The sequence below is a fragment of the Pseudonocardia abyssalis genome (genome assembly GCF_019263705.2).
GTDB classification, from domain to species: Bacteria; Actinomycetota; Actinomycetes; order Mycobacteriales; family Pseudonocardiaceae; genus Pseudonocardia; species Pseudonocardia abyssalis.
Map to the genome: position 1 here is coordinate 245993 of NZ_JADQDK010000001.1, position 25793 is coordinate 271785.

Genomic DNA, 25793 nt, shown 5'->3' on the forward strand with positions numbered 1-25793 from the left:
TCGTGGTCGGGACCGGCCGGTGACCGTCGGGGCGTTCCTCGGCGCCCACCCACCCTTCGACGCCCTCGACGAGGACGAGCTCTCCGCGCTGGCCGCCGTCGCGGAGCCCGAGGAGCACCGCTCGGGCACCACGATCCTGGCCGAGGGACTCGGCCCGCCCGCGCACGTCCGCGTGGTGCAGTCCGGAGCGGTGGAGATCGTGCACGGCGGCCGCGCGCTGGACCTCCTCGGCCCGGGGGAGCTGTTCGGGCACGCCGCGATGCTGTCGGGCCTGCCGCTGGGCTTCTCCGCCGTGGCCCGCGGGGCCACCACGTGCCTGCGGCTGCCCGCGGAGTCGGTCCGGGTGCTGCTCGGGCGGCCGAGCGGGCTGCGCTACATCGCCCGCTCGCTGCTCGCGCCGACGCTGCTCGGCGGTGACCAGGGGCCCGATCCCGCGCAGCGTCCGGTCGGCGAGCTGGTCCGCGCGCCGCTGTGCACGGCCGCGCCCTCGACGTCGATCCGGGACGCGGCGCGCCGGATGACCGACTGCGGCGCGTCCGCCGTGGTGGTGCCGCTCGTCGACGGGCGCGTCGGCATCCTGACCGACCGGGACCTGCGCGCGGTGGTCGCCGACGGCACCGACACCGCCGCCACGGTGACGTCGGCGATGACCGCCCCGGCCTGGACGGCCGCGGCCGACCGGCTCGGCGGCGAGGTGCTGCTCGACATGCTCGACCGCGGCGTCCGGCACGTCCCGGTCCTGTCCCCGACGGGGACCGTGCTCGGCGTGCTGGAGGACGTCGACGTCGTCGCGGCGTCGACCCGCAGCAGCTTCGGGCTGCGCGCGCGGATCGCGCGGGCCGGGTCGGTCCCCGAGGTCGTGGCGGCGGCCAAGGAACTGACGCCCACGATCATCGGCCTGCACGACGCCCGCGTCGCCGCCGGGGACATCGCGGGCATCACCGCGGTCGTCGTCGACGCCCTGACGCGCCGCCTCGTCGACCTCGCGGTCGCCGACCTGGGCGCGCCCCCGCGCCCACTGACCTGGCTGGCGCTCGGCAGCCTTGCCCGCCGCGAGGCCGTGCCCTCCTCCGACGTCGACAGCGCGCTGGTCTGGGTCGGCCCGGAGCACGACGCCGAGGCCGCCGCGCACTCCCGGGCGCTCGCCGGGCGGGTGCTGGCCGGGCTCGCCGACGCCGGGTTCCGCGCCGACGCGAACGGCGCGGTCGCGACGAACCCCCTGTTCGCCCGCTCCTACGAGGCGTGGGCCGCCGCGGCGCGGAGCTGGCTGCACGACCCGACGCAGGTCAAGGCCCCGATCCTGGTGTCGCTGGTGGTCGACGCGCGGCCGGTGTGGGGGGCGCGGTCGAGCCCGGCGGTCCCGGACGTCTTCCGTGATGCCCGCCGCCATCCCGACCTGCTGCGCCTCCTCGGTCGCTACGCCCTCGCGCACCGCCCGCCGACCGGGTTCCTGCGCGATTTCGTCGTCGAGTTCTCGGGCCGGCACCGCGGGCGGCTCGACCTCAAGCGCGGCGGGCTCGTCCCCGTCGTCGACCTCGCGCGCTGGGCGGGCATGGCCGCCGGGGTGACGAGCGCGTCGACCCCGGCCCGGCTGCGCGCCGCGGCGGCCGCGGGCACGCTGCCGCCCGCCGCGGCGGCGACGCTGGAGGAGGCGTTCCACCTGGTGCTCGACCTGCGGTTGGCCCACCAGGTGGAGCAGCTGCGGGCCGGGGAGGAGCCGGACGACCTCGTGCGCCCGGTCGACCTCAGTGCCGTGACGCGGGCGTCGCTGCGGGAGGCGTTCCGGGCGGTGGCGTCGGTGCAGCGGCGGATCGTCGCGGACCTCGACCTCGGGGTGCGCTGACCTGCTCCGCCCGCAGTTCCTCCGCCACCTGGCAGGGGTTGACCGGGGCCGAGCCCAGCGCGATGCGGGCCAGGAGATCGCGGAGCACGGTGCGCTCGTCGGCCGCCAGCGGGGCGAGCACGGCGTCCTCCGCGCTGCGCAGGGCCCGCTCCACCGCGCAGAGCCGGGCGCTGCCGTCGTCGGTGAGGGAGAGGAGCCGGGCGCGGCGGTCGGCCGGGTCGGGGCGGCGCTCGACGAGACCGGCGCCCTCCAGGTCGTCGATCAGGTAGGTCATCACCGTGCGGTCGACGCCCAGGTGCTGGGCGAGAGCGAGCTGGCTGCCGGCCTCGCCGCGGCCCGCGGCGGCGAGGACCTGGTAGCCGCGCGGGCCACCGGGGACCCCGGCGACGACCTCGTCGACCGCGCGCAGGTAGCTGCGCATGACCGTGCCCAGCGCCCAGCCCAGATCGGACTCCAGGCGCGGCGGTGTGGTCACGGTCGCAGTCTACGCAGGAAGCAGATCCGGATGTTGTCTGTTGGAGCGATCATCTGCTAGACAGAACATCGTCTGCACCACACTTCTGAGGAGGATCCGATGAGCCTGTTCCGCCTGGACAGCAGCATCCGCGTCGACGGTTCGGTGAGCCGGGAGGTCGCCGACGCCCTGGAGAACGCGTACGTCGAGCAGCACCCGAACGCCACCGTCACGCGTCGCGACCTGGTCGCCGACCCGCTGCCGAACGTCTGGCCGGTCGCCGCGTTCGCCGGCTTCACGCCCGCGGAGCAGCGCACCGACGAGCAGCGTGCGGCCCTCGCCGTCGCCGCGGGTCTCGCCGACGAGGTGCTCCGCGCCGACGCGGTCGTCGTCGCCACGCCCCTCTACAACTTCGGCGTCCCCGCGCACCTCAAGGCCTGGATCGACCTGCTGATCACCGACGCGCGCTTCGGGCCCGGCACCTCGCCGCTGGCCGGACGCCCGGTCACGCTGGTGATCGCCCGTGGCGGCGGCTACGGCGCCGGCACCCCGCGCGAGGGCTGGGACCACGCCACTCCGTACCTGGTGCGCATCCTGGCCGACGTCTGGGGGGCCGACCTCACCGTCGTCGAGGCCGAGCTGACGCTCGCCCCGGTCACCCCGGCGATGGCGGAGCTGATCCCGCTCGCCGAGGCCTCGCGCGCCCAGGCGCTCGAGCAGGCGGCGGCGGTCGGCAAGGCCCACGCCGCCTGAGCTCTGTGATCTGATCGGGCCATGCATCCGCTCGACGCCCCGGTGCACTCCGCACTGACCGGCACGCACGCCCCGTTCGCCCAGTGCCGGGGATCGGCGCTGCGCTATCCGCCGGAGATGTCGATCTGGGCCGCGTTCCCGGACGACGCCGACGGATGGCGCGACGCCGAGGCGTTCGGCGCCGTCACCACCGCGGGCGACCCGCGGACGGCGCCGGCGGGCTGGGAACGCACGATGCTGATCCCGGGCGTCCAGTACGACGGGTCGGGGATGGCCGTGGTGCCCGACCCGGAGGCGCTCGTCCTCGGCCCCGACGACGTCCCCGAGATGCTCGACCTGGTCGAGCGCACCCGGCCCGGCCCGTTCGCGAAGCGCACGATCGAGATGGGCACCTACCTCGGCATCCGCGACGGCGGCGTGCTCGTCGCGATGGCGGGGGAGCGGATGCGCCCGGCGGGCTGGTCGGAGATCAGCGCGGTCTGCACGGCGCCCGAGGCGCGCGGGCGCGGGCTGGGCTCGCGGCTCGTGCGGGCGGTCGGCGCGGCGATCCGCGACCGCGGCGACGTCCCGTTCCTGCACGCCGCCGCCGAGAACACCGCTGCGCTGCGGCTCTACGACCACCTCGGCTTCACGCTGCGGCGCACCCTCGAGTTCGCCGCGTACGAGTACCTGGGTCCCGTCTCACACCGCTGACCCCGGCCGGGCGACGTAAGGTCGATAGCGATGACAACGACCCTTGCCGCCACCACCGGCCACGAGCGCGGGACGCCGGAGTACCGGCGCCTCGGGGCGGCGCTGTGGTTCGGCGGTATCGCGACGTTCGTGCTGGTCTACTCGGTGCAGGGGCTGCTGCCGACCCTCGCGACGGAGTTCGGGGTGTCGTCCTCGACGTCGAGCCTCGTGCTCTCGGCCACCACCGGCACGCTCGCGCTGGCGATCGTCCCGCTGGCGTCGGTCGCCGAGTCCTGGGGCCGCGCGCGCGTGATGACGTGGGCGCTCGCGGTGTCGGCGGTCCTGGCCCTGCTCGCGCCGCTGGCGCCGACGTTCGGCGTGCTCATCGGGATCCGGGCGCTGCAGGGCCTCGCGCTCGCCGCCCTGCCCGCGCTGCTGATGACGCACGTGACGCGGGAGGTCGCGCCGCGTTGGCTCGGCGGCGCGGTCGGCCTGCTCATCGCGGGCAACACGATCGGCGGGCTGTCCGGGCGGCTGGTCGCCGGGTTCGTCGCGGAGTTCGGCGGGTGGCGGGCCGGGATGGCGGCCGTCGGGGTCGTGTCGCTGGCCGCCACGGTGGCGTTCCGGGCGCTGCTGCCGCCCTCGGTCGGGGTGCAGGCCGCCCCGGTCCGGCTGCGCGACCTCGGAGCCCCGCTGCGCGTGCACCTGCGCGACCCCGGGCTGCGCAGCCTGTTCGGCATCTCGTTCGCGCTGATGGGCACGTTCGTCACGGTCTACAACTTCCTGTCCTTCCGCCTGCTCGCCGCGCCGTTCCTGCTTCCGGGCGCGCTGGTCGGCCTGGTGTTCCTCGGCTACCTCGCCGGCACCGTCACGTCGACGACGGCGGGGCGCCTCGGCGACCGCTTCGGCCGCCGCAAGGTGTTGTGGGGAACGGTGCTGGTGGCGCTGGCCGGGGCCTGGATCACCGTCCCCGACGTCCTGCCGCTGGTGCTCGTCGGCGTCCTGCTGCTGACGATCGGCTTCTTCGGTGCGCACTCCGTGGCCAGCAGCTGGGTCGGGCGCCGGTCGGTGCTGCTGCCCGGCGGGGACCCGAGCCAGGCCTCGTCGCTGTACCTGCTCGCCTACTACGGGGGCTCCAGCGTCGGCGGCCTGCTCGGCGGCGTCGCGTTCGACCTCGCCGGGTGGATCGGCCTGGTCGGCTACGTGACGGTGCTGCTCGGCACGGCGCTCGTGCTGGCGGTGCACCTGCGTCACGTCCCAACCCCGTAGACCCGCGCACGGGTCACATGTTGCGCCGGTACTGCCCGCCGACCTCGAAGAACGCCTCGGTGAGCTGGCCCAACGAGCACACGCGGGAGGCGGCCATCAGCTCGGCGAACACGTTGCCCTCCCCGGTGGCGACGTCCTGCAGCCGCCGGATCGCCTCCTGCGCCTCGCTGCCGTGGCGGCTCTGGAAGTCGGCGAGCCGTTCGAGCTGGCTCTCCTTCTCCGCCTCCGTGGCGCGCATGAGCTCGATCTCGACCGGGCCGGCGTCGGGGTCGTCGGGCTTGAGGAACGTGTTGACGCCGACGAGCGGCAGCGTGCCGTCGTGCTTGCGGTGCTCGTAGAGCATCGACTCGTCCTGGATGCGGCCGCGCTGGTAGCCGGTCTCCATCGCGCCGAGCACGCCGCCGCGCTCGGAGATCCGGTCGAACTCGGCCAGGACGGCCTCCTCCACGAGGTCGGTCAGCTCGTCGACGACGTGCGAACCCTGCAGCGGGTTCTCGTTCATCGACAGGCCCCACTCGCGGTTGATGATCAGCTGGATCGCCATCGCGCGCCGCACCGACTCCTCGGTCGGGGTGGTGACCGCCTCGTCGTAGGCGTTGGTGTGCAGCGAGTTCGCGTTGTCGTAGAGCGCGCACAGCGCCTGCAGCGTGGTGCGGATGTCGTTGAAGTTCATCTCCTGCGCGTGCAGCGACCGCCCGGAGGTCTGCACGTGGTACTTGAGCTTCTGGCTGCGCTCGCTCGCCCCGTACTTCTCCCGCATCGCGACGGCCCAGATCCGGCGCGCGACCCGCCCGATGACGGTGTACTCCGCGTCCATCCCGTTGGAGAAGAAGAACGACAGGTTGTGGGCGAAGTCGTCGATCGACATGCCCCGAGCGAGGTAGCTCTCGACGAAGGTGAACCCGTTCGACAGCGTGAACGCGAGCTGGCTGATCGGGTTCGCCCCGGCCTCGGCGATGTGGTAGCCGGAGATCGAGACCGAGTAGAAGTTGCGGACCTTGTGCTCGATGAACCAGGCCTGGATGTCGGCCATCATCCGCAGCGAGAACTCCGTGGAGAAGATGCAGGTGTTCTGGCCCTGGTCCTCCTTGAGGATGTCGGCCTGCACCGTGCCGCGGACGTTCGCGAGCGTGAACGCGGTGAGCTCCTCGCGCTCCGCGTCGTCGGGCTCGCGGCCCTCCTCGTCGACGAACCGGGAGAGCGTCTGGTCGATCGCGGTGTTGAGGTAGAACGCCAGGATCGACGGTGCCGGGCCGTTGATCGTCATCGACACCGAGGTCGTCGGCGAGGTGAGGTCGAACCCGCCGTAGAGGACCTTCATGTCCTCCAGCGTCGCGATGGAGACGCCCGATGTGCCGACCTTGCCGTAGACGTCGGGGCGGGTGTCGGGGTCGCGGCCGTAGAGGGTGACGGAGTCGAACGCGGTGGACAGCCGTTTGGCGTCGGAGTCGTCGGAGAGGATCTTGAACCGCCGGTTGGTGCGGAACGGGTCGCCCTCGCCGGCGAACATGCGCGCGGGGTCCTCGCCCTCGCGCTTGAACGGGAACACCCCCGCGGTGAACGGGAACCTCCCCGGCAGGTTCTCGCGGCGCAGGAAGCGCAGCAGGTCGGCGTCCTCGGTGACGCTCGGCAGCGCCACCCGGCGCACCTTGTTGCCCGACAGCGTCTCGCGCGTCAGCTGGGTGCGGAGCTCCTTGTCACGGATCTTCACGACCAGCTCGTCGCCCGAGTAGTCCTCGACGACCTGCGGCCAGGTGTCGAGCAGCTCCGCGGCGGCGGCGGGCAGGGCCTTCTCCGCCTTCGCCAGCTCGTCGTCGACGGCCTCGCCCACCAGTTCGCGTGCGGTGCGCAGGTGCTGGCGCACGCGCGCGGCGTCGACGGCCTTCTCGGTGTCGGCGTGGTAGCCGCGGACGGTCTCGGCGATCTCCGAGAGGTACCGGGTGCGCTGCGGGGGGATCACCGCCGCGTGCTCGGCGGAGGTCTTGCGGTCGGTGTGCGGCAGCCGTCCCTCGCCCGCGACCAGGCCGTTGTCGACGAGCAGCTCGCGCAGGTGCTGGTAGAGCGCGGTGACGCCGAGGTCGTTGAAGGTGGCGGCGGACGTGCCGTAGACCGGCATGTCCTCCCACGTCCTCCCGAACTCCTCGCGGTTGCGCACGAGCTGGCGCCCCACGTCGCGGCGGGCGTCCTCGGCGCCGCGGCGCTCGAACTTGTTGATCGCGACGACGTCGGCGAAGTCGAGCATGTCGATCTTCTCCAGCTGCGACGCGGCGCCGAACTCGGGCGTCATCACGTACAGCGAGCGGTCGACGAGCCCGGCGATGCCGGCGTCGCCCTGGCCGATGCCGGGGGTCTCGACGATCACGAGGTCGAACTCCGCCGCGCGCAGCACCGAGATCGCGGAGGCGAGGTGCTCGGGCAGGCTCGCGTCGGCGCCGCGGGTGGCCATCGAGCGGAAGAAGACCTGCTCGCCGCCGAGGGAGTTCATCCGGATCCGGTCGCCGAGCAGCGCACCGCCGCCCTTGCGCCGCGTCGGGTCGACGGCGAGTACGGCGATGCGGAGCTTGTCCTCCTGGTCGAGGCGGAAGCGGCGCACGATCTCGTCGGTCAGGCTCGACTTGCCCGACCCGCCGGTGCCCGTGATGCCCAGCACCGGGACCGGGCGCCGCGGCTCCAGGTCGAGGCCGGCGGGGAGCTTCCCGGACTCGGCGAGGGTGAGCACGCGGGCGAGCGTGGTGTGGTCGCCGGTGCGCAGACCGTCGAACGAGGCCGGGGGAGTGGCCGTCAGATCCGTGTCGCACTCGCGGATCATCAGGTTGATCATCCCGGGCAGGCCGAGCTTCTGGCCGTCCTCGGGGGAGAAGATGCGGGCGACGCCGCGGCTGTGCAGCAGCTCGATCTCGGCCGGGACGATGACGCCACCACCGCCGCCGTAGACCTTGACGTGCCCGGCGCCGCGCTCGCGCAGCAACTCGACGAGGTAGGAGAAGTACTCGACGTGCCCGCCCTGGTACGAGCTGATGGCGACGCCCTGCGCGTCCTCCTGGATGACGGCCGCCACGACCTCGTCGACGGACCGGTTGTGCCCCAGGTGGATCACCTCGGCGCCCTGGCGCTGCAGGATCCGCCGCATGATGTTGATCGCGGCGTCGTGGCCGTCGAACAGGCTGGCGGCCGTGACGAACCGGACGGGGTTCGCGGGCACGTGCAGGTCGGTCATCGCCGAAGTCCTCTCGTCGGGGAGCCTTCCGGTGTTCGCGCGAACCCCGGCCGACGGATTTAGTTTGGCATCCGACTATTGGACGTACAAGTGGCCGGGCGAGTGACGTCGACCCGGCCGATCAGGCGACGGCGCGGCCGGCCGGTTCGAACTCGCTCGCCTGGAACGTACTCGCGTCCAGGACCTCCGGTGCGGCGGTGCGCGTGCGCCGGCCGACCGCCTCCGCCAGCGCTCCGAGCGCCACGAGCACCAGCCCGGCGACGGCGATGGACCCCACCGCCGCCTCCGGTGCGATCAGCGCGAGCGCGAAGGCGACACCGGGCCACCAGAAGAGTGCGCGCAGCGAAGCAGGGACCGTCCAGTCGGGTGAATCCGGCGCCATGTCCTGCCCTTACCCCCTCCGTCCGGGATCCATGCGCGTCCGGGCGGGTCGTCTCGTAGCGTGGAGGGATGGATCACGCCGCCGCACTGGTCGAGCAGAACCGGTCGCTCGCCGAGACCGTCCGGGACGCCCCGTCGGACACGCCCGTCCCCACGTGCCCGGGGTGGACGCTGCAGCAGCTCGTCCGGCACGTCGGCCGCGGCGACCGGTGGGCCGCCACCATCGTCCGGACCGGCGCGTTCGTCGATCCGCGGGAGGTGGCGGGCGGCAAGCCCGGCGACGACGTCACCGGCTGGCTGCACGAGAGCCCGCGCACCCTGCTCGACGCCGTGGCCGACGTGGGTCCGGACGTCCCCGTCTGGACGTTCCTCGGCCCGCGCCCGGCCGTGTGGTGGATCCGGCGGCGGCTGCACGAGTCGACCGTGCACCGGGCCGACGCCGCTCTCGCGCTCGGCCTGCCCTTCGTGATCGAGCCGGCGTTGGCCGCAGACGGGCTGTCGGAGTGGATCGCGCTGGTGGCCGCCCGTCCGGCGTCCGAGCTCCCCGGCCCGTTGGAGCCGGGCACGTCGATGCACCTGCACGCCACCGACGACGGGCTGGGTGAGGCGGGGGAGTGGATGGTGACCGCGGGCGAGGACGGCACCCTCGCCTGGGAGCACGGCCACGCCAAGGGTGCGGTCGCCGTACGGGGTACTGCGGCCGACCTCCTGCTCGCCCTCACCCGGCGGATCCCGCCGTCCGCGGTGGAGGTCCTCGGCGACGCCGCTGTGCTCGACACCTGGCTCGAGCGCACGGCGTTCTGAGCGCGCCCGGCTCAGTCCAGGTCGGCGGGGAGCAGATCCATCAGCAGGCCGTCGTGCCAGCTGCCGTCGAGGCGGCGCTCGTAGTCGCGCATGATCCCGATCGGCCGGAATCCGACGCGGGTGTAACTGCGGATCGCGCGCTCGTTGTGGGCGGCCGGGTCGATGACGATGCGGTGGTGGCCGCGGACCTCGAACAGGAACCGGGCCATCGTGCGCATCGCGTCGGCGCCCAGCCCCTGGCCGTGGGCGTCGGGGTGCAGGGCGAGGTCGAGGCCGGCGTGGCGGTGGTCGGCGTCGTCCTCCTCGTAGTAGATGATCAGCCCGACGACCTCGCCGTGCAGCTCCACGGCGTAGCCCTGCGGGCCCAGCAGCTCGCGGCGCACGCGCTCCAGGTCGTAGCCGCCCCACCACTTCGCCACCTCGGGGTGCGAGAGCACCTCCAGGAACCGGGGGACGTGCGCGGCCGTGGTCGGCCGCAGGACGACGGTCTGGCCGGCGATGGCCGAGGGGGACGGTGTCACGTGACGACCTCCACGGGTGCGGGCGCGGTGAGCTCCAGGCGGGCGCGCTCGGCGAGCGCGGCGGCCGACGTCGGCTGCTCGAAGAACACCTCGGCACGGCGGTCGGTGATGTCGAGCGTGGCGATGGTGTTGCCGAACAGGGGGCCGGCGAGGCGCTCCCAGTCGACGGTCTTCGCCGGTGCGCCCGCCTTCTCCGACCACCGCTCGGTGAGCCGCCGGGTGAACCGCGACCAGCCCAGGCGGAATCCCGGCTTCACGAACCACTCGACATGGTTGTGCACCGGCGAGCACGTCAGTTGGTGGACGGCGGCGGGTGGTGCGGACTCGAGGTCGGCGCGGGCGGCGTAGCTGTGGTGGACGTCGCCGGAGAGCACGTTCACCGACGCGACCCCGCTCTGCGCGGCGCGCTCGATCATGCGGGTCAGCCGGTCGAACGACTCGCGGAAGGCGGCCCAGTGCTCCAGGTCGGCGCCCTGGCGGATCGACTCCCCGAGCCGCCCCCGCCACCCCGGCTTCGACGCCGCGATCTCGTTGACCGTCTGCAGCTCGCCGATCGCGTGCGGCAGCAGCCACGGCAGCGACGTGCCGAGCACCAGGTGGTCGACGGTGCCGGGCGCGTGCACGGCGGCCTCGACCCAGTCGAACTCCGGGTCGCCCAGCATCAGGTGCTGCCCGTCCTCGAGGATCCGCCCGTTCCGGGAGTCGATCATGACGAACCGGCTGCGGCCCAGGTCCCAGCGGAAACTGAACCGCACCCCCTTCGCGCCGTCGGTCTCGGCGTCGGCGCGGTCCGCCAGCTCGGCGAGCTGCGGCCAGGCGTCGCCCTGTGCGCCGAGGATGCGCGCGGCGTCGGCGTCGGCGGCCAGCTCCTCGGGCGGGAGGTTGCCGATGTGCTGGAACACCCAGTACGAGGCCAGGCCCGCGCGGATCCGGTGCTCCCACCAGGTCGTCGCGCGCATCTCGTCGCGCCAGGCCTTCGAGGTGTTCCAGTCGTCGCGCACGTCGTGGTCGTCGAAGATCATCGCGGTGGGCACGGTGGAGAGCAGCCAGCGGATCTCCGGGTCGGACCAGGCGTCGCGGTAGAGGCCGACGTACTCCCCGAAGTCGACGATCTCGTCGTCGGGCCAGTCGGGGTGGCTGTCGCGGCGCCCGGCGATGCGGCGGCGGATCTGCGGCGTCAGCTCGTCGGCGTAGACCTGGTCGCCGAGCAGGAGCAGCGCGTCGGGCCACTCCTCGGGATCGCGGCGCACCATCCGGGAGGCGTACGCGTCGAGCGCGTCGATCCCGAGCTTGGCCGACAGTTTCGGGTCGGCCACCTTCGCGTAGCGGCACGACCCGAAGATGATCCGGTTCGACCCGTCGGACTCCGGGCCGCGCGTGCGGATCAGACTGGCCGGGAACGGCGTGTTCGTCAGCGGCCACACCTGCTCGCCGTCGAGGTGCACCTCGTAGGGGGTACGGCTGTCGGGCGTCAGACCGGTGACCCCGACCAGCGCGAAGTGGTGGCCCTGCACCTCGAACGTGCGAGTCTCGCAGCCGAGGACGCGGACGGTGGCGGGGCCGTCGGTCTGCACCCACACCTGCGCTGTGGTCTCGCCGACGTGCCGCAGGACGGGTCCGAGAACGAGCATGCCGTCACCCTACCGAGGTACGGCCGTCCTCGAGGGCGAGCAGCGCGGCGCCGACCAGGCCGGCGTCGCCGCCGAAGGTCGCAGCCACGATCGGGGCCGTCGACCGGGCCTCGCGGGCGTAGGCGAACTCGCGGGCGGCGCGACGGGCCGGTTCCAGCAGGAGGTCGCCGGTGCTGACCAGCCCACCGCCGACGATCACCGCCTCCAGCTCGAAGATGTTGGCCAGCGACGCGATACCGACGCCGAGCCAGCGGCCCAGCCGCCCGAACAGGTCCAGGGCGGTCGGGTCGCCCTGCCCGGCCGCGGCCGTCACCGTCTGGCCGGTGACCTCGCCCTGCTCGGCACCGAGCCGTGCGATCAGGCCGTCGGGATCGTCGGCGGCGGCCTCGCGGCCCATCCGGGTGAGCGCGGTGCCGGAGGCGTAGGCCTCGAAGCAGCCGTGGTTGCCGCAGCCGCAGACGGGGCCGTCGGGGTTGAGCACGATGTGCCCCAGCTCCGCGCCGCGTCCGGTCGGACCCCGGTAGATCTGCCCGCCCAGCACCAGTCCGCCACCGATCCCGGTGCCGACGGTGACCAGCACGAGGTCGCGGTACTGCCGCGCTCCCAGCCGGGCCTCGGCGAGCGCGGCGACGTTGGCGTCGTTGTCGATGACGGCGGGCAGCCCGGTGGCGGCCTCCAGTTGCTCGCGCACCGGCCAGTCGCGGTAGGCGTTGTTCGGGGCCCACAGCATCCGACCCTGCGGCCACTCGACGATCCCCGCCGCACCGACCCCGATCGCGGACACGTCGTCGTGCTTCGCGCGCAGCCGCTCGACGATGTCGAGCAGCACCGCGGACACCGCCTCGGCGTCGGAATCCTCCGGCGTGGGCTCGACCAGCTCGGTCAGTACCGTGCCGTCGGCGTCCACGACACCGCCCGCGATCTTGGTGCCGCCGACGTCCAACCCGATCGCCCGCTGTCTGCTCACACCGGAATGATGGCACCGCCGGTGTTTCGCCCGACCCAGGATGGGGAACTGCCCGACATGCTCCTTCGACGAGTCGCCCGACCCATGCTCGCTGCTCTGTTCATCCAGGGCGGCATCAATGCGCTCAAGGCGCCCCAGGGCCACGTCGAGGCGGCCCGGCCCGTTCTCGACGCGGTCGCCCCGGCCGTGGACAAGGCCGTCGAGGTGGCGCCGATCGACCAGCGCCCCGACGACGAGCTGCTCATCCAGATCGACGCCGGCGTCAAGATCGTCGCCGGGTCGATGCTGGCACTGGGCAAGTTCCCGCGCCTGGCCTCCACCGCGCTCGCCGCGTCCCTGATCCCCACCACCCTGGCCGGTCACCGGTTCTGGGAGGAGACCGACGAGGCGAAGAAGGCGGAGCAGCAGATCCACTTCTTCAAGAACGTCGGCCTGCTGGGTGGCCTGCTGATCGCCGCCGCCGACACCCACGGCAAGCCGTCCGTCGCCTACCGGGGCAAGCGGGCCGCCCGCCGCGCCCAGGCCGCGGTCCTCGACCTCACCCAGACCTCCGGTCCGGGCATCGGCGAGCGTGTCAGCTCGGTCGCGCAGGACGCCACCGGCGCGCTCGGCGGGGTCGCCGCCGGCATCGTCGGTGCCGCGCCCGGCGCCGGTGCCGCGGTCTCCTCGTTCGCGCAGAAGGCAGGCACCCAGCTCTCCGCCGCCGGCACCGAGGCCTCCGCCCGCGCGTCGGAGGTCGGGCAGGACCTCTCCGTCCGCGCCGCCCGCGCCGCCAAGAAGGCCGAGCAGCGCGGGGCCGAGCTGCAGAGGGTGGCCGAGCAGCGCAGCGCCGAGCTGCAGAAGGCCGGCGAGAAGCGTCGGGCCGAGCTGCTCAAGCGCACCGCGAAGCAGCGCAAGCAGCTCGCCAAGCAGGCTGCGAAGAAGCGCAAGGAGCTGGAGAAGCGGGGCCCCGTCGTCCTCGACCAGGTCACCTCGCAGGCCGCCTCGTTCGGCCACGAGCTCGCCGCCCGCGCCACCGCCGTCGGCTCCGAGATCGCCCACCAGGCCGAGGGTGCGGCCAAGGACGCCCGCAAGCGCGTCCACGCCCTCACCGCCTGACCCACCCGCTCCGAGCCGGGCACCCCGAACGGGATGCCCGGCTCTTTTCCTGTTCGGGCCCGGGGAGCGCGACCGACTGGCATCCTGCTGGCGTGGCGGACGACGGTGGGGGCGGTACCGACGAGGCGGAGCGCGGGTACGCCGCCCTGACCTGGGCCGAGTCGAGGTTGGCGGCCCCGGTCGGGGGTGGTGGGGCCGGTGGTGGGTTCGTCGTGGATCCGGAGCGGGCGGAGGCGTGCATCGCGGAGCTGACGAGGATCGCCAATGAGCTTCGTATTCAAGCGATGTCCGCTGGTTCGCTGAGGTTCGATCCGCCAGGATCCGACGAGGTCAGCTTGAACATGGCCGACAACGGATTCGAGATGTCCCAGCGAGCCGTGAACTTCGTCAGGACATGGGCCGGGCAGATCGAGCTCACCAGGGATGCACTCCAGCGGCAGCTCGATGGCTATCGCGGCATTGAGGATGCGAATGCGCAGGCCTTGGCATGACCTGGCGAACACTGCTCCTGCTGGCGCCCATGCTGGTCAGCCTCGCCGGATGCGCGCCAGAGCAGGTCGTCGGAGCTGGGCGACCGATCGCGGACCCGCAATCGACGGCCGTACCGGCTCAGGGAACGCCACCGATGGCTGGACCGTCGGTCCGCGACCCGAAGGACATCCGGGCCATCCCGCCATGTGACGTGCTCACTGATGAGCAGCTTCGGGATCTCGATCTGCTGCCGGGGACGGCTCAGGAGCTGAAGGACCCGGTCACTGAACGGTGCGGATGGAGTTCGGCGACCGACGACACCAACCCGGTTGGGCTCGAGATCAACAGCGACACCAATCTCGCGGTTCTCGATGTCGTGGAGAATCTCCGTGGAAACTTCGAGCGCTATGAGCCGACGGAAGTCGCCGGCCACCCTGCGATCCGTACGGACGCCGTCGCCGACAACAGCTGCACCTTGGTGATCGCGATTGCAGACCACCAAGGGGTAAGCATCGGATCAAATGGAGCCAACCGGCCCCTCCCCGACCCCTGCGACATCCCCCGCCGCATGGGGGAGTTCATCCTCTCCAACCTCCCACCGCTGACCTGAGGACCACCGATGGCCGAGCCGTACACGCAGACCGCCGTCCCGTTCGAGCAGCTCCCGCTCGCCGCGCTGCGCGACCCGGTGCTCGCCGGTCCAGGCATCGACGGGATGGGGGTGGCCGCCGACCGCTACCGGCAGCTGGCCGAGACGCTCCAGCGGGCCGCCGAGGACCTGCGCGTCGCGATGACCGCGGCCCAGGGCGCGCACGAGGGGGAGGCCGCGGAGGTGTCGCGGCAGTACGTCGAGCGGGTCGCCGCGGTGGGGGAGCTCGGGGCGGGGCAGGCGCGGATCGCGATCGGCGCACTCGACGACGGTGCCGCGTACTACAGCCGCGTCGCCGACGACATGCGCGCCCTCCACCTCGCCGACGGGCCCGCGCCGAGGAGCGTGGCTCAGGGCGCGGCGCGGGAGCAGCAGGTGGAGGACCTCCGGGTGCTCGCGGTGGAGGCGGCGCAGCGGTACGAGTCGAACACGAACTGGTCGCTCGGGCGCACGTTCCAGCCGTTCGACCCACCGGTGATCGCCGCCCCGGGCACCGGCGACGGGGTGCCGGTCGGCGGTGCGTCGGCGGGTGGAGGAGCGGGCGCCGTGTCGGGGTCCGGCCCCGGAGTGCCCGGCGCGGGTGGAGCGCAGACGGGAGCCCTCCCCGTGGGCAGCGCAGGGGGCCAGGGTGCGGTGGGCGTCGGTTCCGGGGCGGGCTCCCTCGGTCCCGGTGCGGCTGGTGCCGGCGCCGGTAGCTCGGGGAACGGCGGGTCTGTGGGCTCCGGCGCACCAGGCCCGGTCGGCGGGGCGGGGAACGGCCGGGTGGGGAACGGCCGGGTGGGGAACGGCGGGATGGGGAGCGGTGGGGTGGTCCCGGCGGGTCCGGTCGCCACCGGTCCGCGTGCCGCGGGGGAGCGGCCGAGGGACGGAGGGACGGGAGTGCCGCGCACGGCGGCCGCGTCCGTCCCCGGCAGCTCCGCGACGCTCCCGGGTCCCGGCGCGTCCGGCGGCTCCCGGTCGTCGCCACTGCCACCGCCCGGATCCGGGGCCCGGGAGCCGGTGGGCCCGGGCACCGGATGGATCCCGGGCACACCGTGGTCGGGTCGCACCCCTGCCGAGGGTGGCACCTCGGGACTCCGCGCCGGACCGGCCGAGCCGGCCGCTCCGGCCCGCCCCGGTGCCGCCGCGAGCTCGTCGTCGGGCGCCCAGGGCCCCGGCACCGGGAGCCGGTCCGCGACCGGAGGGACGCCCTTCTTCCCCGCGGCCGGCGCCGGCCGCGGGGAAGGTTCCGAGCACACCCGCCCGTCGTGGCTCGTCGAGGACGACCCGCAGGCCTACTGGTTCTCCGGGCTCCCCGACCACACGGCCGGCGTCATCGGCGGCGAGGGCGACTCGGACCACTGACCGGTCACCAGATGCGCACCCGCTCGCCGGGCGGGGTGTACAGGGCCTCGTCCTCCCGCACGTCGAACGCCTCGTGGAACGCGTCGAGGTTGGTGACGACGGCGTTGCACCGCAGGTCGGGCGGGGAGTGCGGGTCCAGGGCGAGGCGGCGGATGGCCTCCGCGTCGCGTGTGACGGCCCGCCACACCTGGGCCCAGCCGAACAGCACGCGCTGCACGCCGGTGAGGTCGTCGAGGACCGGCGGCTCCCCGTCGGCGGTGGCGATGCCGTACGCCTTGAGCGCGATCGTCAGCCCGCCGAGATCGCCGATGTTCTCCCCGACGGTGAGCGACCCGTTGACCTTGTGCTCCGGCAGCCCGGCCGGCGACAGCGCGTCGTACTGGGCGATCAGCGCGGACGCGCGGCGGTCGAACTCCGCCCGATCCTCCGCGGTCCACCAGTCGGTCATGTTGCCGTCACCGTCGTACTTGGAGCCCTGGTCGTCGAAGCCGTGGCCGATCTCGTGGCCGATGACGGCGCCGATCCCGCCGTAGTTGGCGGCGTCGTCGGCCTCGGGGTCGAAGAACGGGGGCTGCAGGATCGCGGCCGGGAAGACGATCTCGTTCATTCGCGGGTGGTAGTAGGCATTGACGGTCTGCGGCGTCATCAGCCACTCGTCGTGGTCGACCGGCTGGCCGATCTTCGCGAGCTGGAAGTCGGTCATCCACTCACCGGCGCGCGCGACGTTGCCCAACAGGTCGTCGGGCCGCACGACGAGGGACGAGTAGTCCTTCCACACGTCCGGGTAGCCGATCTTGGGCGTGAAGCGCTCCAGCTTGTCGAGCGCGCGCTGCCGCGTCTCCGGGCTCATCCAGTCCAGTGCGGAGATCGACTGCCGGTACGCCTCGACGAGGTTGGCGACGAGCTCGACCATCCGCTCCTTCGACGCCGCCGGGAAGTGCCGCTCGACGTAGAGCTTCCCGACCTCCTCACCCAGTGCCCCCTCCACCAGCGAGACACCGCGCTTCCACCGCTCCCGCAGCGTGGGCGTGCCCGACAGCGTGCGGCCGTGGAACGCGAAGTCCTCCTGCACGACGTCCTCGTTCAGGAACTCCGCGCAGGCCGACGCGGTGTGCACGGCGAGCCAGGCCTGCCACTGCTCCAGCGGACGCGAGGCCCAGAGGGCCGCGGCGGCGGTGACGAAGCTCGGCTGGCGCACGACCACCTCGTCGAACGCGCCGTCCGGGGCACCCATGGCGGCGAGGAACGGCTCCCAGTCGAACTCGGGCGCGGACTCGCGCAGCTGCGCCAGCGTCATCAGCGTGTAGGTCTTCTCGGCGTCGCGGTTGGTGACGCGGTCCCACGACTCGGCGGCGAGCGCCGTCTCCAGGTCCATCACGGTGTCGGCGTGGTCGGGCAGCCCGACGAGTGCGCAGAGCCGCCGCAGGTGTGCGACGTACTCCGTGCGGATCTCGGCCGAGGCCTCCTCGCGGTAGTACGACTCGTCGGGCAGCCCGAGGCCGGACTGCGACAGGTGCACCAGGTAGCGCGTGGAGTCCTTCGCGTCGGTGGAGACGAACGCGCCGAACAGCGCGGCCCGCCCCTCCCGCTGACGACGGCCGAGCACGGCGGCGAGCGCGGCGCGGTCGGTTGCGGCGCTCACCTCGTCGAGCAGGGGGGCGAGCGGGGCGATGCCCGCCTTCTCGATCCGCTCGACGTCCATGAACGACGCGTACAGGTCGGCGACGGGGCCGGACCCCGCCTCCTCGACGATCGCGCGGACGTCGTCCTCCGCGTTGTCGCGCAGCACGCGGAAGGCGCCGTCCTGCGCGCGGTCGTCGGGGATCTCGTGCGTGGCTACCCAGCGGCCGTTGACGTGCGAGAACAGGTCGTCCTGCGGGCGGGTGCCCGCGTCGACCCACTGCAGGTCCAGACCGCTACGGGTCGAGGTCGAAGTCATCCACCCATGGTGCCAGGCGGAGTCAGTACTCGTGGGCCTGGTCGTAGCCGAAGTCGCCGCCGTCGAGGTCGAGCTCACGCCCTGCCATCCGGCCGGAGACGGGGGCGCGACGCCGGCTGACGGGGAGGTTGAGGACCGCCTTCATCTCATGGGCGAGGTCGTACCCGTAATCACCGCTGGCATCATCGTTGACCGGCATGGTCGTCTCCTTGAACGTCGAGGCGTACTGACGCTCCGTGACCGATGTACTTCGGACGGTGCTCAAGAATGATCGCCTGATCGGTGTCCGGTGGCAAGAGCGTTCCACCGGTTGGAGTCGGAGAGGACCCTGATGTCCGAACGTGTGGGCCTGGTGTTGTCGGGGGCCGCGGCGCGCGGGCCCTACCAGGCCGGGGCGCTGGCCGTGCTCCTCCCGGCGCTTGCGGAGCAGGGCAGGCGCCCGGGCGTCCTGCTCGGCACCAGTTCGGGCGGGATCACCGCGGCGCTCGTCGCGCAGTGCGCGGACCTTCCACCCGGCGACGCGGGGCGGCTCGTCGAGGAGACCTGGATCGGGTTCGGCGACGTCTTCCGCAACCCGCTGTGCACGCCCGGCCCGGCCGCGGCCGTCGCGGCGCGGCTGGCCGGGTTGGGGATGATCGGGGCGCCGGACGCCCTGCTCGACGTCACGCCGCTGCGCAGCCGCGCGGGCGAGCTGTTCCGGCCCGACCGCGTCGCGGCCAACATCGCGAGCGGGGCCGTCGAGTCGGTGGCCGTCGCGGCGACGGTGTGCCCACCCGCGCGGTCGGCGGCCCGGTCACGGCTGTTCGTCCAGGGTGCGCGGCCGTCACCGGCCCACGCCGTCGACGTCGTCCCGGTCGCGCTGCGCCTGGACCACCTGCTCGCCTCCGCCGCGATCCCCGGCATGTTCCCGCCCGTCCTGATCGACGAGTCGACGGTCGGCGCTGGCTGGTACGTCGACGGCGGTGTGCGGCTCAACGCGCCGCTGCGCCCGGCCGTCGACCTGGGCGTCGACCGGCTCGTGGTGATCTCCGGCCACTCCGTCGACCCGCCCCCGGTGCCCCCGCTGACGCCGCCGTACCACGCGCCGGACCTGGCGTCGACGGCGGCGATGTCGGTCCGGGCGATCCTCGCCGACGGACTCGCCGACGACGTGGCCACGCTGCGCAGCAAGAACCGCAGGCCCGAGCACCGGGTCGTGCCGCACCTGGTCGTGGCGCCGGAGGACGGCGAGCTGGCCGCGATCGCGGCGGAGTCGTTCGCCCCGACCGGCCCGTGGGACCCGTACTGGGCCATCGGCCGCCTGCTCGACTCCCTGGGTGCGGGCAGCGGCCGCGACGAACTGCTGAGCCTCGTGCTGTTCCGCGAGGCGTACGCCGAGGGGTTGGCGGAGCGGGGGCGGCGGGACGCGGCCCGTGCACTCGACGCAGGCTGGGTGGTCTGAGCAGGGAACGGACAGCTGGCCCTCGGGGTGGTCGCCGGGTCTCTGGCCGGGACCGTGCACGGGCGGGACTCCTGTCGGACACCGCCGCGTGCGGGGATGTGTCGCCACCGGTCGACGCGGAGCCCGCCGCGGGGGATCCGCTAGCCTCGCGCCCCGAAGGGGCGGTAGCTCAGCTGGTCAGAGCAGCGGACTCATAACCCGTCAGGTCGTCGGTTCGAACCCGACCCGCCCCACTTCCTGCAGGTCAGCGCGTTGCTGCCTGGGTCCAGAGCCATAACTCAACCCCGGTTCGGGGAAACTCTGTTCATCGGGCTGCGGCAGGCGTCTCGCGTGTGTTGCTGGAGCCGATGGGGATCGGGTGTGGTCGTCTCGGAGCTCGTCGTCGGGCTGGTGTCGTTACCCTGATTCCATGAGCGCTGAGCGGGACGAGCTGCGGGAGCTGGTCGAGCAGCCGTCGGAGGAGGACGTGCCGGCCGCGCTGGCTGATGTCCGTCGGCGCGGGCGCTCTATGGGGGAGCGGCGGTGGCCGCCGGCGTTCTTCGGCGCGGGTCGCGCGGAGCGCAGCGACGTGGCTGACCGGACGGACGAGATCCTGCGCGAGGGCTTCGGCCGCCCGGCGTGATCGTCTGCGGTACCGGTTCGATCGTTGCCGCGGCACTTCAGAGTGACGATCGCTACCACGAGTGCGTCGAGCTGTTCACCGGGCTTCATCTCGCCGGCCATACGCTGCTGGTCCCGGGGACCGTCGTCGCGGAGGTCGGGTACATGCTCGCCCGCGAGTCCGGTGCGGAGGTGGAGGCGCTGTTCTTGACGGCGGTGGCCGATGGGGACTTCGAACTGGTCGACCTCACTACGGCGGACCTGCGCCGCGCTGCCCAGTTGGTGCGGACGTACGCCGACATGCCGTTGGGCACGACGGACGCGACGGTGATCGCCGTCGCGGAGCGTCTGGATGTGCACGAGGTGGCGACTCTGGATCGCCGTCACGTCGGTGTCGTGCGGCCGAGCCATGTCGAGGCGTTCAGGCTGCTTCCGGCGTGATCGGGGTCGGCTCGGTCCGACCGATGTCGCTCACCCTCCGGCGGAGTCGCGGCGCAGGATGTCTCCGGATCGCTCGGCCAGATCGTGCTCCGCCGAGAGAGTGCCTGTGCTGGTGAACTGTCGCGGCGTCGGAGGCTCTGGCTCGGCGAGGTCGGCGAGGAGGATCTCCTTCAGCGCGGAAGCCGCGTCTCGGGGACCGCGTCGAGAAGTCGATGCAGGTCTTCCCTGTTGGTCACGCGATGAGTGTTCCACCGCGGGGGCAGAGGCATCAGTCGCGGATGGTGGGTGCCGCGCGAGCGGCCGTGCGTGAGGTAGTGGCCGCGTTGCGGTCATGATCAGCCCCACGAGAATCCCCACGCTTACCCCGTCGAACCGTGGCTGAGCGCCGAACTCCGTTGATGGTCGACTCGGTTGGTGGCCAGCATGCTCTCGATTCGGCCACGTGCCCGATCCGGCCACGGGTCGCGCAGCTCGTGGCCGCGGGAGCCCAGGGGCGGGACGCGGCCGGGCCGACCGTGCAGCCGGGCGTCGGTGAGGCGGACGACGCCAGATCGACGACACTGCGGTGCCGTCCGGCCTGGTTCCGTCGCGGGCGGCCGACACGACAGCCGGAGGTCTCCCATGTCCCTCGCCGTGATCACCGGAGCCGCGAGCGGGATCGGGGCCGCGCTCGCCGATGTCCTCGCCGCCCGCGGCACCCGGCTCGTCCTCGCGGATGTCGACCTCGGAGGCCTCGCCGAGACGGCCGTGCGGACCGGGGGGACGGCTGTGCCGACGGACGTCGCCGACCCGGCCGCGATGGACGCGCTCGCCGAGCACTCCGTGGGGGCCCGGCTGGTCTGCCTCAACGCCGGCATCGTCGGTACAGCGGTCGGGGCACCGTGGGAGGTGCCGCCGGAGGACTGGGACCGGGTGTTCGCCGTCAACGTCGGCGGGGTGGTCAACGGGCTGCGGGCCTTCGTCCCACGGCTCCTCGCGACGGACGAGCCGGCGCACGTGCTGGTCACGGCGTCGCTTGCGGGGATGGCCGTGTTCGGCGGGGGAGGGGCGTACGGCCCGTCCAAGCACGCGGTCTCCGCGGTCGTGCAGCACGCCGCGATGGCGCTGGCCGGCACGCCGGTGACGATCGGGATGATCTGCCCGGCGCTCGTGGCGACCGGCCTCTCGGCCGAGGGCGTCGCGGCGTCGACGGTGGCGGAGGAGGCGCTCGACGCCGTCGACGCGGGGGTCTTCGCAGTCGTCCCGCCGCAGTGGCGGGCAGCGGTCATCGCCCAGGTGGGGTCGGTGGTGGCCGGTCGGGTACCGGTGTCGCCGGTACCCGACAGTAGGTGATCCCGATCACGATACTGGCCCCAGGTGTCCGCCGCGCGTCCTCGTTCTTGTCGTCGGCGCCGTCTCCCGTCCAGGAGCGGATCCGGTGACCTGAGACGTCACCGAGCAGAACAGGGCACCACCGATGTCGATCGCCCAGTACGTGCTGGAGAACGCGGAAGGGGCCCTGCGGGTCCTGAGTGGCTACCGCCAGCAGGAGCCGCCCGCCGACGCGAAGCGCTTCGCCGGCCGCAGGTCCGCGAGCGGTCTGCCCCCCAAGGTCGACCTGCGGGAGTGGATGACCGAGGTCGAGGACCAGGGCCAGACCAACACCTGCACGGCGAACGCCACCGCGGGGGCCTACGAGTACCTGATGAAGCGGCACCTGGGTGAGGACGCCTACGACGTGAGCCGCCTGTTCATCTACTACAACGCCCGGGCCGGGTCCGGGGAGGACGTCGTGGACGAGGGCGCGGTCCTCGTCGACGTCATCGACGGCCTGCGCCGGCACGGTGCCTGCGCCGAGACCTCGTGGCCGTTCGACACCGACGTCGTCAACGGCGAACCCGACGCCGACGCCTACACCGAGGCCGAGTCGTTCCTCGTCGAGGACGTCCAGCTGGTGCCGACGGACCTCGACGCCTGGAGGTCGGCGCTGGCCGAGGGTTACCCGATCATCTTCGGGATCAGCCTCTACGACTCCTTCTACCAGCACCGCAGGCCCGGGTTGGTGCCGATGCCGACGCAGCGGGAGTCGCAGCTCGCGCAGCACGGCGGGCACGCGATGCTCTGCGTCGGCTACTCCGACGCAGACGACGTGTTCATCGTCCGCAACTCCTGGGGAGCGGAGTGGGGCGACCAGGGCTACTGCTACATGCCGTACGCCTACCTGATGGACCCGGCGCAGAACGGCGGTGACTCCTGGATCATCCGCCAGGTCGAGGTCCTCGACGAGGGGGCCGGCTGGGGTGACGAGGAGTCGGTGCTCACCGAGCCCGGCACCTTCCTCGCCGAGATGGACGACGAGACCTACGGCGAGCTCGTCGACGCCATGGGCGAGGTCGCGTTCGAGCGGCGGATGGCGCTGCTGTTCGTGGCGATCGCGTCGGCGGACGGGGAGGTCGAGGACGCCGAGCTGGCCGAGGCCGCCCTGCTCCTGCAGCCGGTGCTGGACTCGCTGGAGTCGTCGATGTCGCCGGAGAAGCTGCTGCGCAAGGCGCAGAGCCTCTACGACGGGGACGACGGTGAGGACCTCGTCGGCGAGACCATCGTCCTGTTCGCCGAGCACATCCCGACCGACGTCCTGGGCAGCCTGTCGGGCCAGCTGCGCCAGGTCGTGGAGGCCGGTGACGGGGAGGACGAGGACGAGACCGAGGTGCTCGACGCCATCGTGGCGGCGTGGCAGGTCGAGGAGCTCGTCGCGGGCGGCGGTGCGGACGGCGAGGCCGTCGAGGAGGAGGAAGAGGACACCGAGGAAGAGGACACCGAGGAAGAGGACACCGAGGAAGAGGACACCGAGGAGTACGAGGAGGAGCATTCCGAGGACGAGGAGTCCGACGACGAAGAGGACGAGGACGACCCCGACGAGGAGTACGAGGAAGAAGCGGACGACGAGGAAGACGACGAGGAAGACGACGAGCGGGAGCGGTAGCCACTCGGCGGCCACGGCGTCGGGACGTCCCTGATGCAGGCTGGTGCGGTGGACGACTCGACGCACCTGCGCCTCGGTATCGGTCTCGCCGCCGTGGCCCGCCCCGCCTACATCACCTCCGGCCGTGACCGCGACCTCGGTGCCGACCGCGGGGTCGACGACCTCCGCACCCGGACCTGGGCCCTCCTCGACGCCGCCCACGCCGCCGGGATCCGCTACGTCGACGTCGCGCGCTCCTACGGGCGGGCGGAGGAGTTCGTCGCCGGGTGGCTGACCGCGCGGCCCGGCACCGGGGACGTGCAGATCGGGTCGAAGTGGGGCTACCGCTACGTCGGGGAGTGGCGGGTCGACGCCGACGTGCACGAGGTGAAGGACCACTCGGCGGGGGCGTTCGCGGAGCAGTCGGCGCAGACCCTGCAGCTGCTGGGCGACCGGCTCCGGATCTATCACGTGCACTCGGCGACGCTCGAGACCGGCGTCCTCGACGACGTCGTGGTGCACCGGGCGATGGCCGCGCTGCGGGACCGCGGCGTGCGGGTGGGCGTCTCGACGTCCGGCCCGGCCCAGGCGGACGCCGTGCGCCGGGCGCTGGAGGTGCTGGTCGACGGCGAGCCGCTGTTCAGCTCCGTCCAGTCGACGTGGAACCTGCTGGAGCCTTCGGTGGGCCCGGCGCTCGCCGAGGCCGCGCAGGCCGGTGTGCATGTGATCGTCAAGGAGGCGGTGGCGAACGGGCGGCTCGCCCCCGGCGGCGGTGACGGCTCGCCGGGGGTGCGCCGGGCGGAGGCGCTGGCCGAGCGGCTCGGCGTCCCGATCGACCGGCTCGCCGTCGCCGCCGTGCTGGCGCAGCCGTGGGCGGGCCGGGTGCTCTCCGGCGCCGTCGACCCCGCGCACCTGGCCAGCAGCCTCGCGGCCGGCGACGTGGTGGTCCCGGACGGGGTGGTCGAGGAGATCGCCGGGGTGAGCGGGACGGCGCAGGAGTACTGGGGTGCGCGGTCGCGACGGCGGTGGGCCTGAGCCCCGGCGGGCCGGTGTCCACATTCCGCACAGTCCGGCGGGCGTGACGCGGGTCATGCTGGCGGTCACGACAGGGCGGTCGGGACCGCGGCCGCCGATCGAGTTGCAGGAGTCACCGTGAGTCGTCTGCGTTTCGGCACCTTCCTGGCGCCCTTCCACAAGCCCGGCCAGAACCCGACCCTGGCGCTGCAGCGCGACCTGCAGCTGGTCGAGCACCTCGACCAGCTCGGCTACGACGAGGCCTGGATCGGGGAGCACCACTCGGCGGGCAGCGAGATCATCGCCTCGCCCGAGATCTTCATCGCCGCGGCGGCGGAGCGGACCCGGCACATCAAGCTGGGTACGGGGGTCACCTCCGTCGCCTACCACAACCCGCTGTGGGTGGCGGACCGCATGGTGCTGCTCGACCACCTCACGCGCGGGCGCACGATGCTCGGGTGCGGGCCGGGCTCCCTGCCGACCGACTCGGCGATGATCGGGCTGAACCCGACCGACACCCGCGAGCTGATGGAGGACAACCTCGACATCATCACGCGGCTGCTCGCGGGGGAGAGCGTCACCAAGCAGACGAAGACCCACAACCTCGTCGACGCCCAGCTGCAGCTGCGCCCCTACAGCGACTTCGACGTCACCGTGGCCGCGGTCGCGTCCCCCACGGGCCCCCGGCTCGCCGGCCGGTTCGGCACCGGGCTCCTGTCCATCGGCGCCACCCTGACCCAGGACGGGTTCGACGCGCTGGCGCACCACTGGAGCGTCGTGGAGGAGCGGGCCCAGCACTACGGACGTCCGACGCCGGACCGCTCCGGCTGGCGCCTCGTCGGGCTGATGCACATCGCCGAGACCCGGGAGCAGGCCTACCGCGAGGTGGAGTACGGCATCGAGCACTGGTTCGACTACTTCCAGAAGGTCGCGGCGTTCCCGCAGATGGCGGTCGCGGGCGGCAACATCAAGGAGATGATCGACTTCATCAACGAGGCCGGCATCGGCGCGATCGGCACCGTCGAGGACGCGAAGGCCCAGGTGCAGAAGCTCGCCGACCAGTCCGGCGGCTTCGGCGCGTTCCTGCTGCTCGGGCACGAGTGGGCCAACCCCGAGGCCACCAAGCGTTCCTACGAGCTCATCGCCCAGAACGTCTTCCCGCAGTTCCAGGGCCAGGCGGCCAGCACGGTCGCGGCGAAGGACCGGGCCTCCGCGACCCGGACGGCCCACTCGCAGACCCAGCTCGACGCCGTCGACCACATGACGAAGAAGTACGAGCAGGAGAAGGCGGCGCAGGGCTGACGCGGGCCCGACCCTGGATCCGCCGGGCGCGGCAGGTCAGG

24 protein-coding genes and 1 tRNA gene are annotated in these 25793 nt (G+C 72.9%); 17 read left to right on the forward strand and 8 right to left on the reverse strand.

Features of this window, described 5'->3' with window-relative positions:
- Positions 1–19 precede the first annotated feature (19 nt).
- On the forward strand, positions 20–1843 hold the full coding sequence (locus I4I81_RS01245; RefSeq protein ID WP_218601887.1) for a putative nucleotidyltransferase substrate binding domain-containing protein: 1824 nt from the start codon (positions 20–22) through the stop codon (positions 1841–1843).
- Here the strand turns inward: I4I81_RS01245 and I4I81_RS01250 are convergent.
- On the reverse strand, positions 1746–2318 hold the full coding sequence (locus I4I81_RS01250) for a MarR family winged helix-turn-helix transcriptional regulator (protein ID WP_226363675.1): 573 nt from the start codon (positions 2316–2318) through the stop codon (positions 1746–1748). The two genes, I4I81_RS01245 and I4I81_RS01250, sit on opposite strands and share 98 nt — an antisense overlap.
- 99 nt (positions 2319–2417) lie before the next feature.
- Between I4I81_RS01250 and I4I81_RS01255 the strand changes: the two genes are divergently transcribed.
- The 3 genes from I4I81_RS01255 to I4I81_RS01265 are packed head-to-tail and all read left to right on the forward strand — an operon-like array spanning position 2418 to position 4991.
- Positions 2418–3050, forward strand: coding sequence for an FMN-dependent NADH-azoreductase (locus I4I81_RS01255; protein ID WP_218601886.1), 633 nt, complete (start codon positions 2418–2420; stop codon positions 3048–3050).
- Positions 3051–3071: 21 nt separating this feature from the next.
- The gene (locus I4I81_RS01260; protein WP_218601885.1) at positions 3072–3743 is read left to right on the forward strand and encodes a GNAT family N-acetyltransferase; all 672 of its coding nucleotides are present in this window, start codon (positions 3072–3074) and stop codon (positions 3741–3743) included.
- A gap of 30 nt (positions 3744–3773) precedes the next feature.
- Positions 3774–4991 carry an MFS transporter gene (locus I4I81_RS01265; RefSeq protein WP_218601884.1) on the forward strand — a complete coding sequence of 406 codons (1218 nt, stop codon included), beginning with the start codon at positions 3774–3776 and terminating at the stop codon, positions 4989–4991.
- A gap of 13 nt (positions 4992–5004) precedes the next feature.
- On the opposite strand, the gene icmF is transcribed toward I4I81_RS01265, so the two are convergent.
- Both icmF and I4I81_RS01275 read right to left on the reverse strand, forming a co-directional pair.
- Complete coding sequence (gene icmF / locus I4I81_RS01270; RefSeq protein ID WP_218601883.1) at positions 5005–8208, reverse strand: fused isobutyryl-CoA mutase/GTPase IcmF; 3204 nt, start codon at positions 8206–8208, stop codon at positions 5005–5007.
- A gap of 121 nt (positions 8209–8329) precedes the next feature.
- A complete protein-coding gene (locus tag I4I81_RS01275; RefSeq protein WP_218601882.1) occupies positions 8330–8590 on the reverse strand; it encodes a hypothetical protein in 261 nt (86 codons plus the stop codon).
- Between the two features lie 68 nt (positions 8591–8658).
- On the opposite strand from I4I81_RS01275, the gene I4I81_RS01280 reads away from it, so the two are divergent.
- Positions 8659–9393: a maleylpyruvate isomerase family mycothiol-dependent enzyme gene (locus tag I4I81_RS01280; protein WP_218601881.1), complete on the forward strand. Its 735-nt coding sequence runs from the start codon at positions 8659–8661 to the stop codon at positions 9391–9393.
- An 11-nt stretch (positions 9394–9404) separates the two neighbouring features.
- Here I4I81_RS01280 and I4I81_RS01285 read toward each other — a convergent pair whose 3' ends face one another.
- From I4I81_RS01285 to I4I81_RS01295, 3 genes are read right to left on the reverse strand one after another with little or no spacing between them, the layout of a single operon-like run.
- Positions 9405–9893: a GNAT family N-acetyltransferase gene (locus I4I81_RS01285; protein WP_372453537.1), complete on the reverse strand. Its 489-nt coding sequence runs from the start codon at positions 9891–9893 to the stop codon at positions 9405–9407.
- A gap of 17 nt (positions 9894–9910) precedes the next feature.
- Complete coding sequence (locus tag I4I81_RS01290; protein WP_218601880.1) at positions 9911–11545, reverse strand: alkaline phosphatase D family protein; 1635 nt, start codon at positions 11543–11545, stop codon at positions 9911–9913.
- Positions 11546–11549: 4 nt separating this feature from the next.
- Positions 11550–12512 carry an ROK family protein gene (locus I4I81_RS01295; RefSeq protein WP_218601879.1) on the reverse strand — a complete coding sequence of 321 codons (963 nt, stop codon included), beginning with the start codon at positions 12510–12512 and terminating at the stop codon, positions 11550–11552.
- An 84-nt stretch (positions 12513–12596) separates the two neighbouring features.
- Between I4I81_RS01295 and I4I81_RS01300 the strand changes: the two genes are divergently transcribed.
- The 4 genes from I4I81_RS01300 (at position 12597) to I4I81_RS01315 (ending at position 16074) form a co-directional block, all read left to right on the forward strand.
- Complete coding sequence (locus I4I81_RS01300) at positions 12597–13610, forward strand: DoxX family protein (RefSeq protein WP_225924453.1); 1014 nt, start codon at positions 12597–12599, stop codon at positions 13608–13610.
- Positions 13611–13702: 92 nt separating this feature from the next.
- The gene (locus tag I4I81_RS01305) at positions 13703–14101 is read left to right on the forward strand and encodes a PE domain-containing protein (protein WP_218615735.1); all 399 of its coding nucleotides are present in this window, start codon (positions 13703–13705) and stop codon (positions 14099–14101) included.
- Positions 14098–14691: a DUF3558 domain-containing protein gene (locus I4I81_RS01310; protein ID WP_218615736.1), complete on the forward strand. Its 594-nt coding sequence runs from the start codon at positions 14098–14100 to the stop codon at positions 14689–14691. Before I4I81_RS01305 ends, I4I81_RS01310 begins: the two co-directional genes overlap by 4 nt.
- A 9-nt stretch (positions 14692–14700) precedes the next feature.
- On the forward strand, positions 14701–16074 hold the full coding sequence (locus tag I4I81_RS01315) for a hypothetical protein (RefSeq protein ID WP_218615737.1): 1374 nt from the start codon (positions 14701–14703) through the stop codon (positions 16072–16074).
- A gap of 4 nt (positions 16075–16078) precedes the next feature.
- On the opposite strand, the gene I4I81_RS01320 is transcribed toward I4I81_RS01315, so the two are convergent.
- Both I4I81_RS01320 and I4I81_RS01325 read right to left on the reverse strand, forming a co-directional pair.
- Positions 16079–18013 carry a M13 family metallopeptidase gene (locus I4I81_RS01320; RefSeq protein ID WP_218604165.1) on the reverse strand — a complete coding sequence of 645 codons (1935 nt, stop codon included), beginning with the start codon at positions 18011–18013 and terminating at the stop codon, positions 16079–16081.
- 22 nt (positions 18014–18035) lie between these two features.
- Positions 18036–18212 carry a hypothetical protein gene (locus tag I4I81_RS01325; RefSeq protein ID WP_218604166.1) on the reverse strand — a complete coding sequence of 59 codons (177 nt, stop codon included), beginning with the start codon at positions 18210–18212 and terminating at the stop codon, positions 18036–18038.
- 132 nt (positions 18213–18344) lie between these two features.
- Here I4I81_RS01325 and I4I81_RS01330 point away from each other — a divergent pair, with 132 nt between their 5' ends.
- The 8 genes from I4I81_RS01330 (at position 18345) to I4I81_RS01365 (ending at position 25752) form a co-directional block, all read left to right on the forward strand.
- On the forward strand, positions 18345–19454 hold the full coding sequence (locus tag I4I81_RS01330; protein WP_218604167.1) for a patatin-like phospholipase family protein: 1110 nt from the start codon (positions 18345–18347) through the stop codon (positions 19452–19454).
- Between the two features lie 158 nt (positions 19455–19612).
- Positions 19613–19687 (forward strand) — tRNA-Ile (locus I4I81_RS01335).
- Positions 19688–19863: 176 nt separating this feature from the next.
- Positions 19864–20076, forward strand: a complete 213-nt coding sequence (locus I4I81_RS01340; RefSeq protein ID WP_218604168.1) for a hypothetical protein — start codon at positions 19864–19866, stop codon at positions 20074–20076.
- On the forward strand, positions 20073–20495 hold the full coding sequence (locus tag I4I81_RS01345) for a type II toxin-antitoxin system VapC family toxin (protein ID WP_218604169.1): 423 nt from the start codon (positions 20073–20075) through the stop codon (positions 20493–20495). Before I4I81_RS01340 ends, I4I81_RS01345 begins: the two co-directional genes overlap by 4 nt.
- A gap of 621 nt (positions 20496–21116) precedes the next feature.
- Positions 21117–21827, forward strand: a complete 711-nt coding sequence (locus I4I81_RS01350) for an SDR family oxidoreductase (RefSeq protein ID WP_218604170.1) — start codon at positions 21117–21119, stop codon at positions 21825–21827.
- A 124-nt stretch (positions 21828–21951) separates the two neighbouring features.
- Entirely contained in the window at positions 21952–23457 is a 1506-nt protein-coding gene (locus I4I81_RS01355; RefSeq protein WP_218604171.1) for a C1 family peptidase, read from the forward strand.
- Between the two features lie 48 nt (positions 23458–23505).
- Positions 23506–24471 carry an aldo/keto reductase gene (locus I4I81_RS01360; protein ID WP_226363677.1) on the forward strand — a complete coding sequence of 322 codons (966 nt, stop codon included), beginning with the start codon at positions 23506–23508 and terminating at the stop codon, positions 24469–24471.
- 117 nt (positions 24472–24588) lie between these two features.
- The gene (locus I4I81_RS01365) at positions 24589–25752 is read left to right on the forward strand and encodes an LLM class flavin-dependent oxidoreductase (RefSeq protein ID WP_218604173.1); all 1164 of its coding nucleotides are present in this window, start codon (positions 24589–24591) and stop codon (positions 25750–25752) included.
- The last annotated feature ends 41 nt before the right edge of the window (positions 25753–25793 follow it).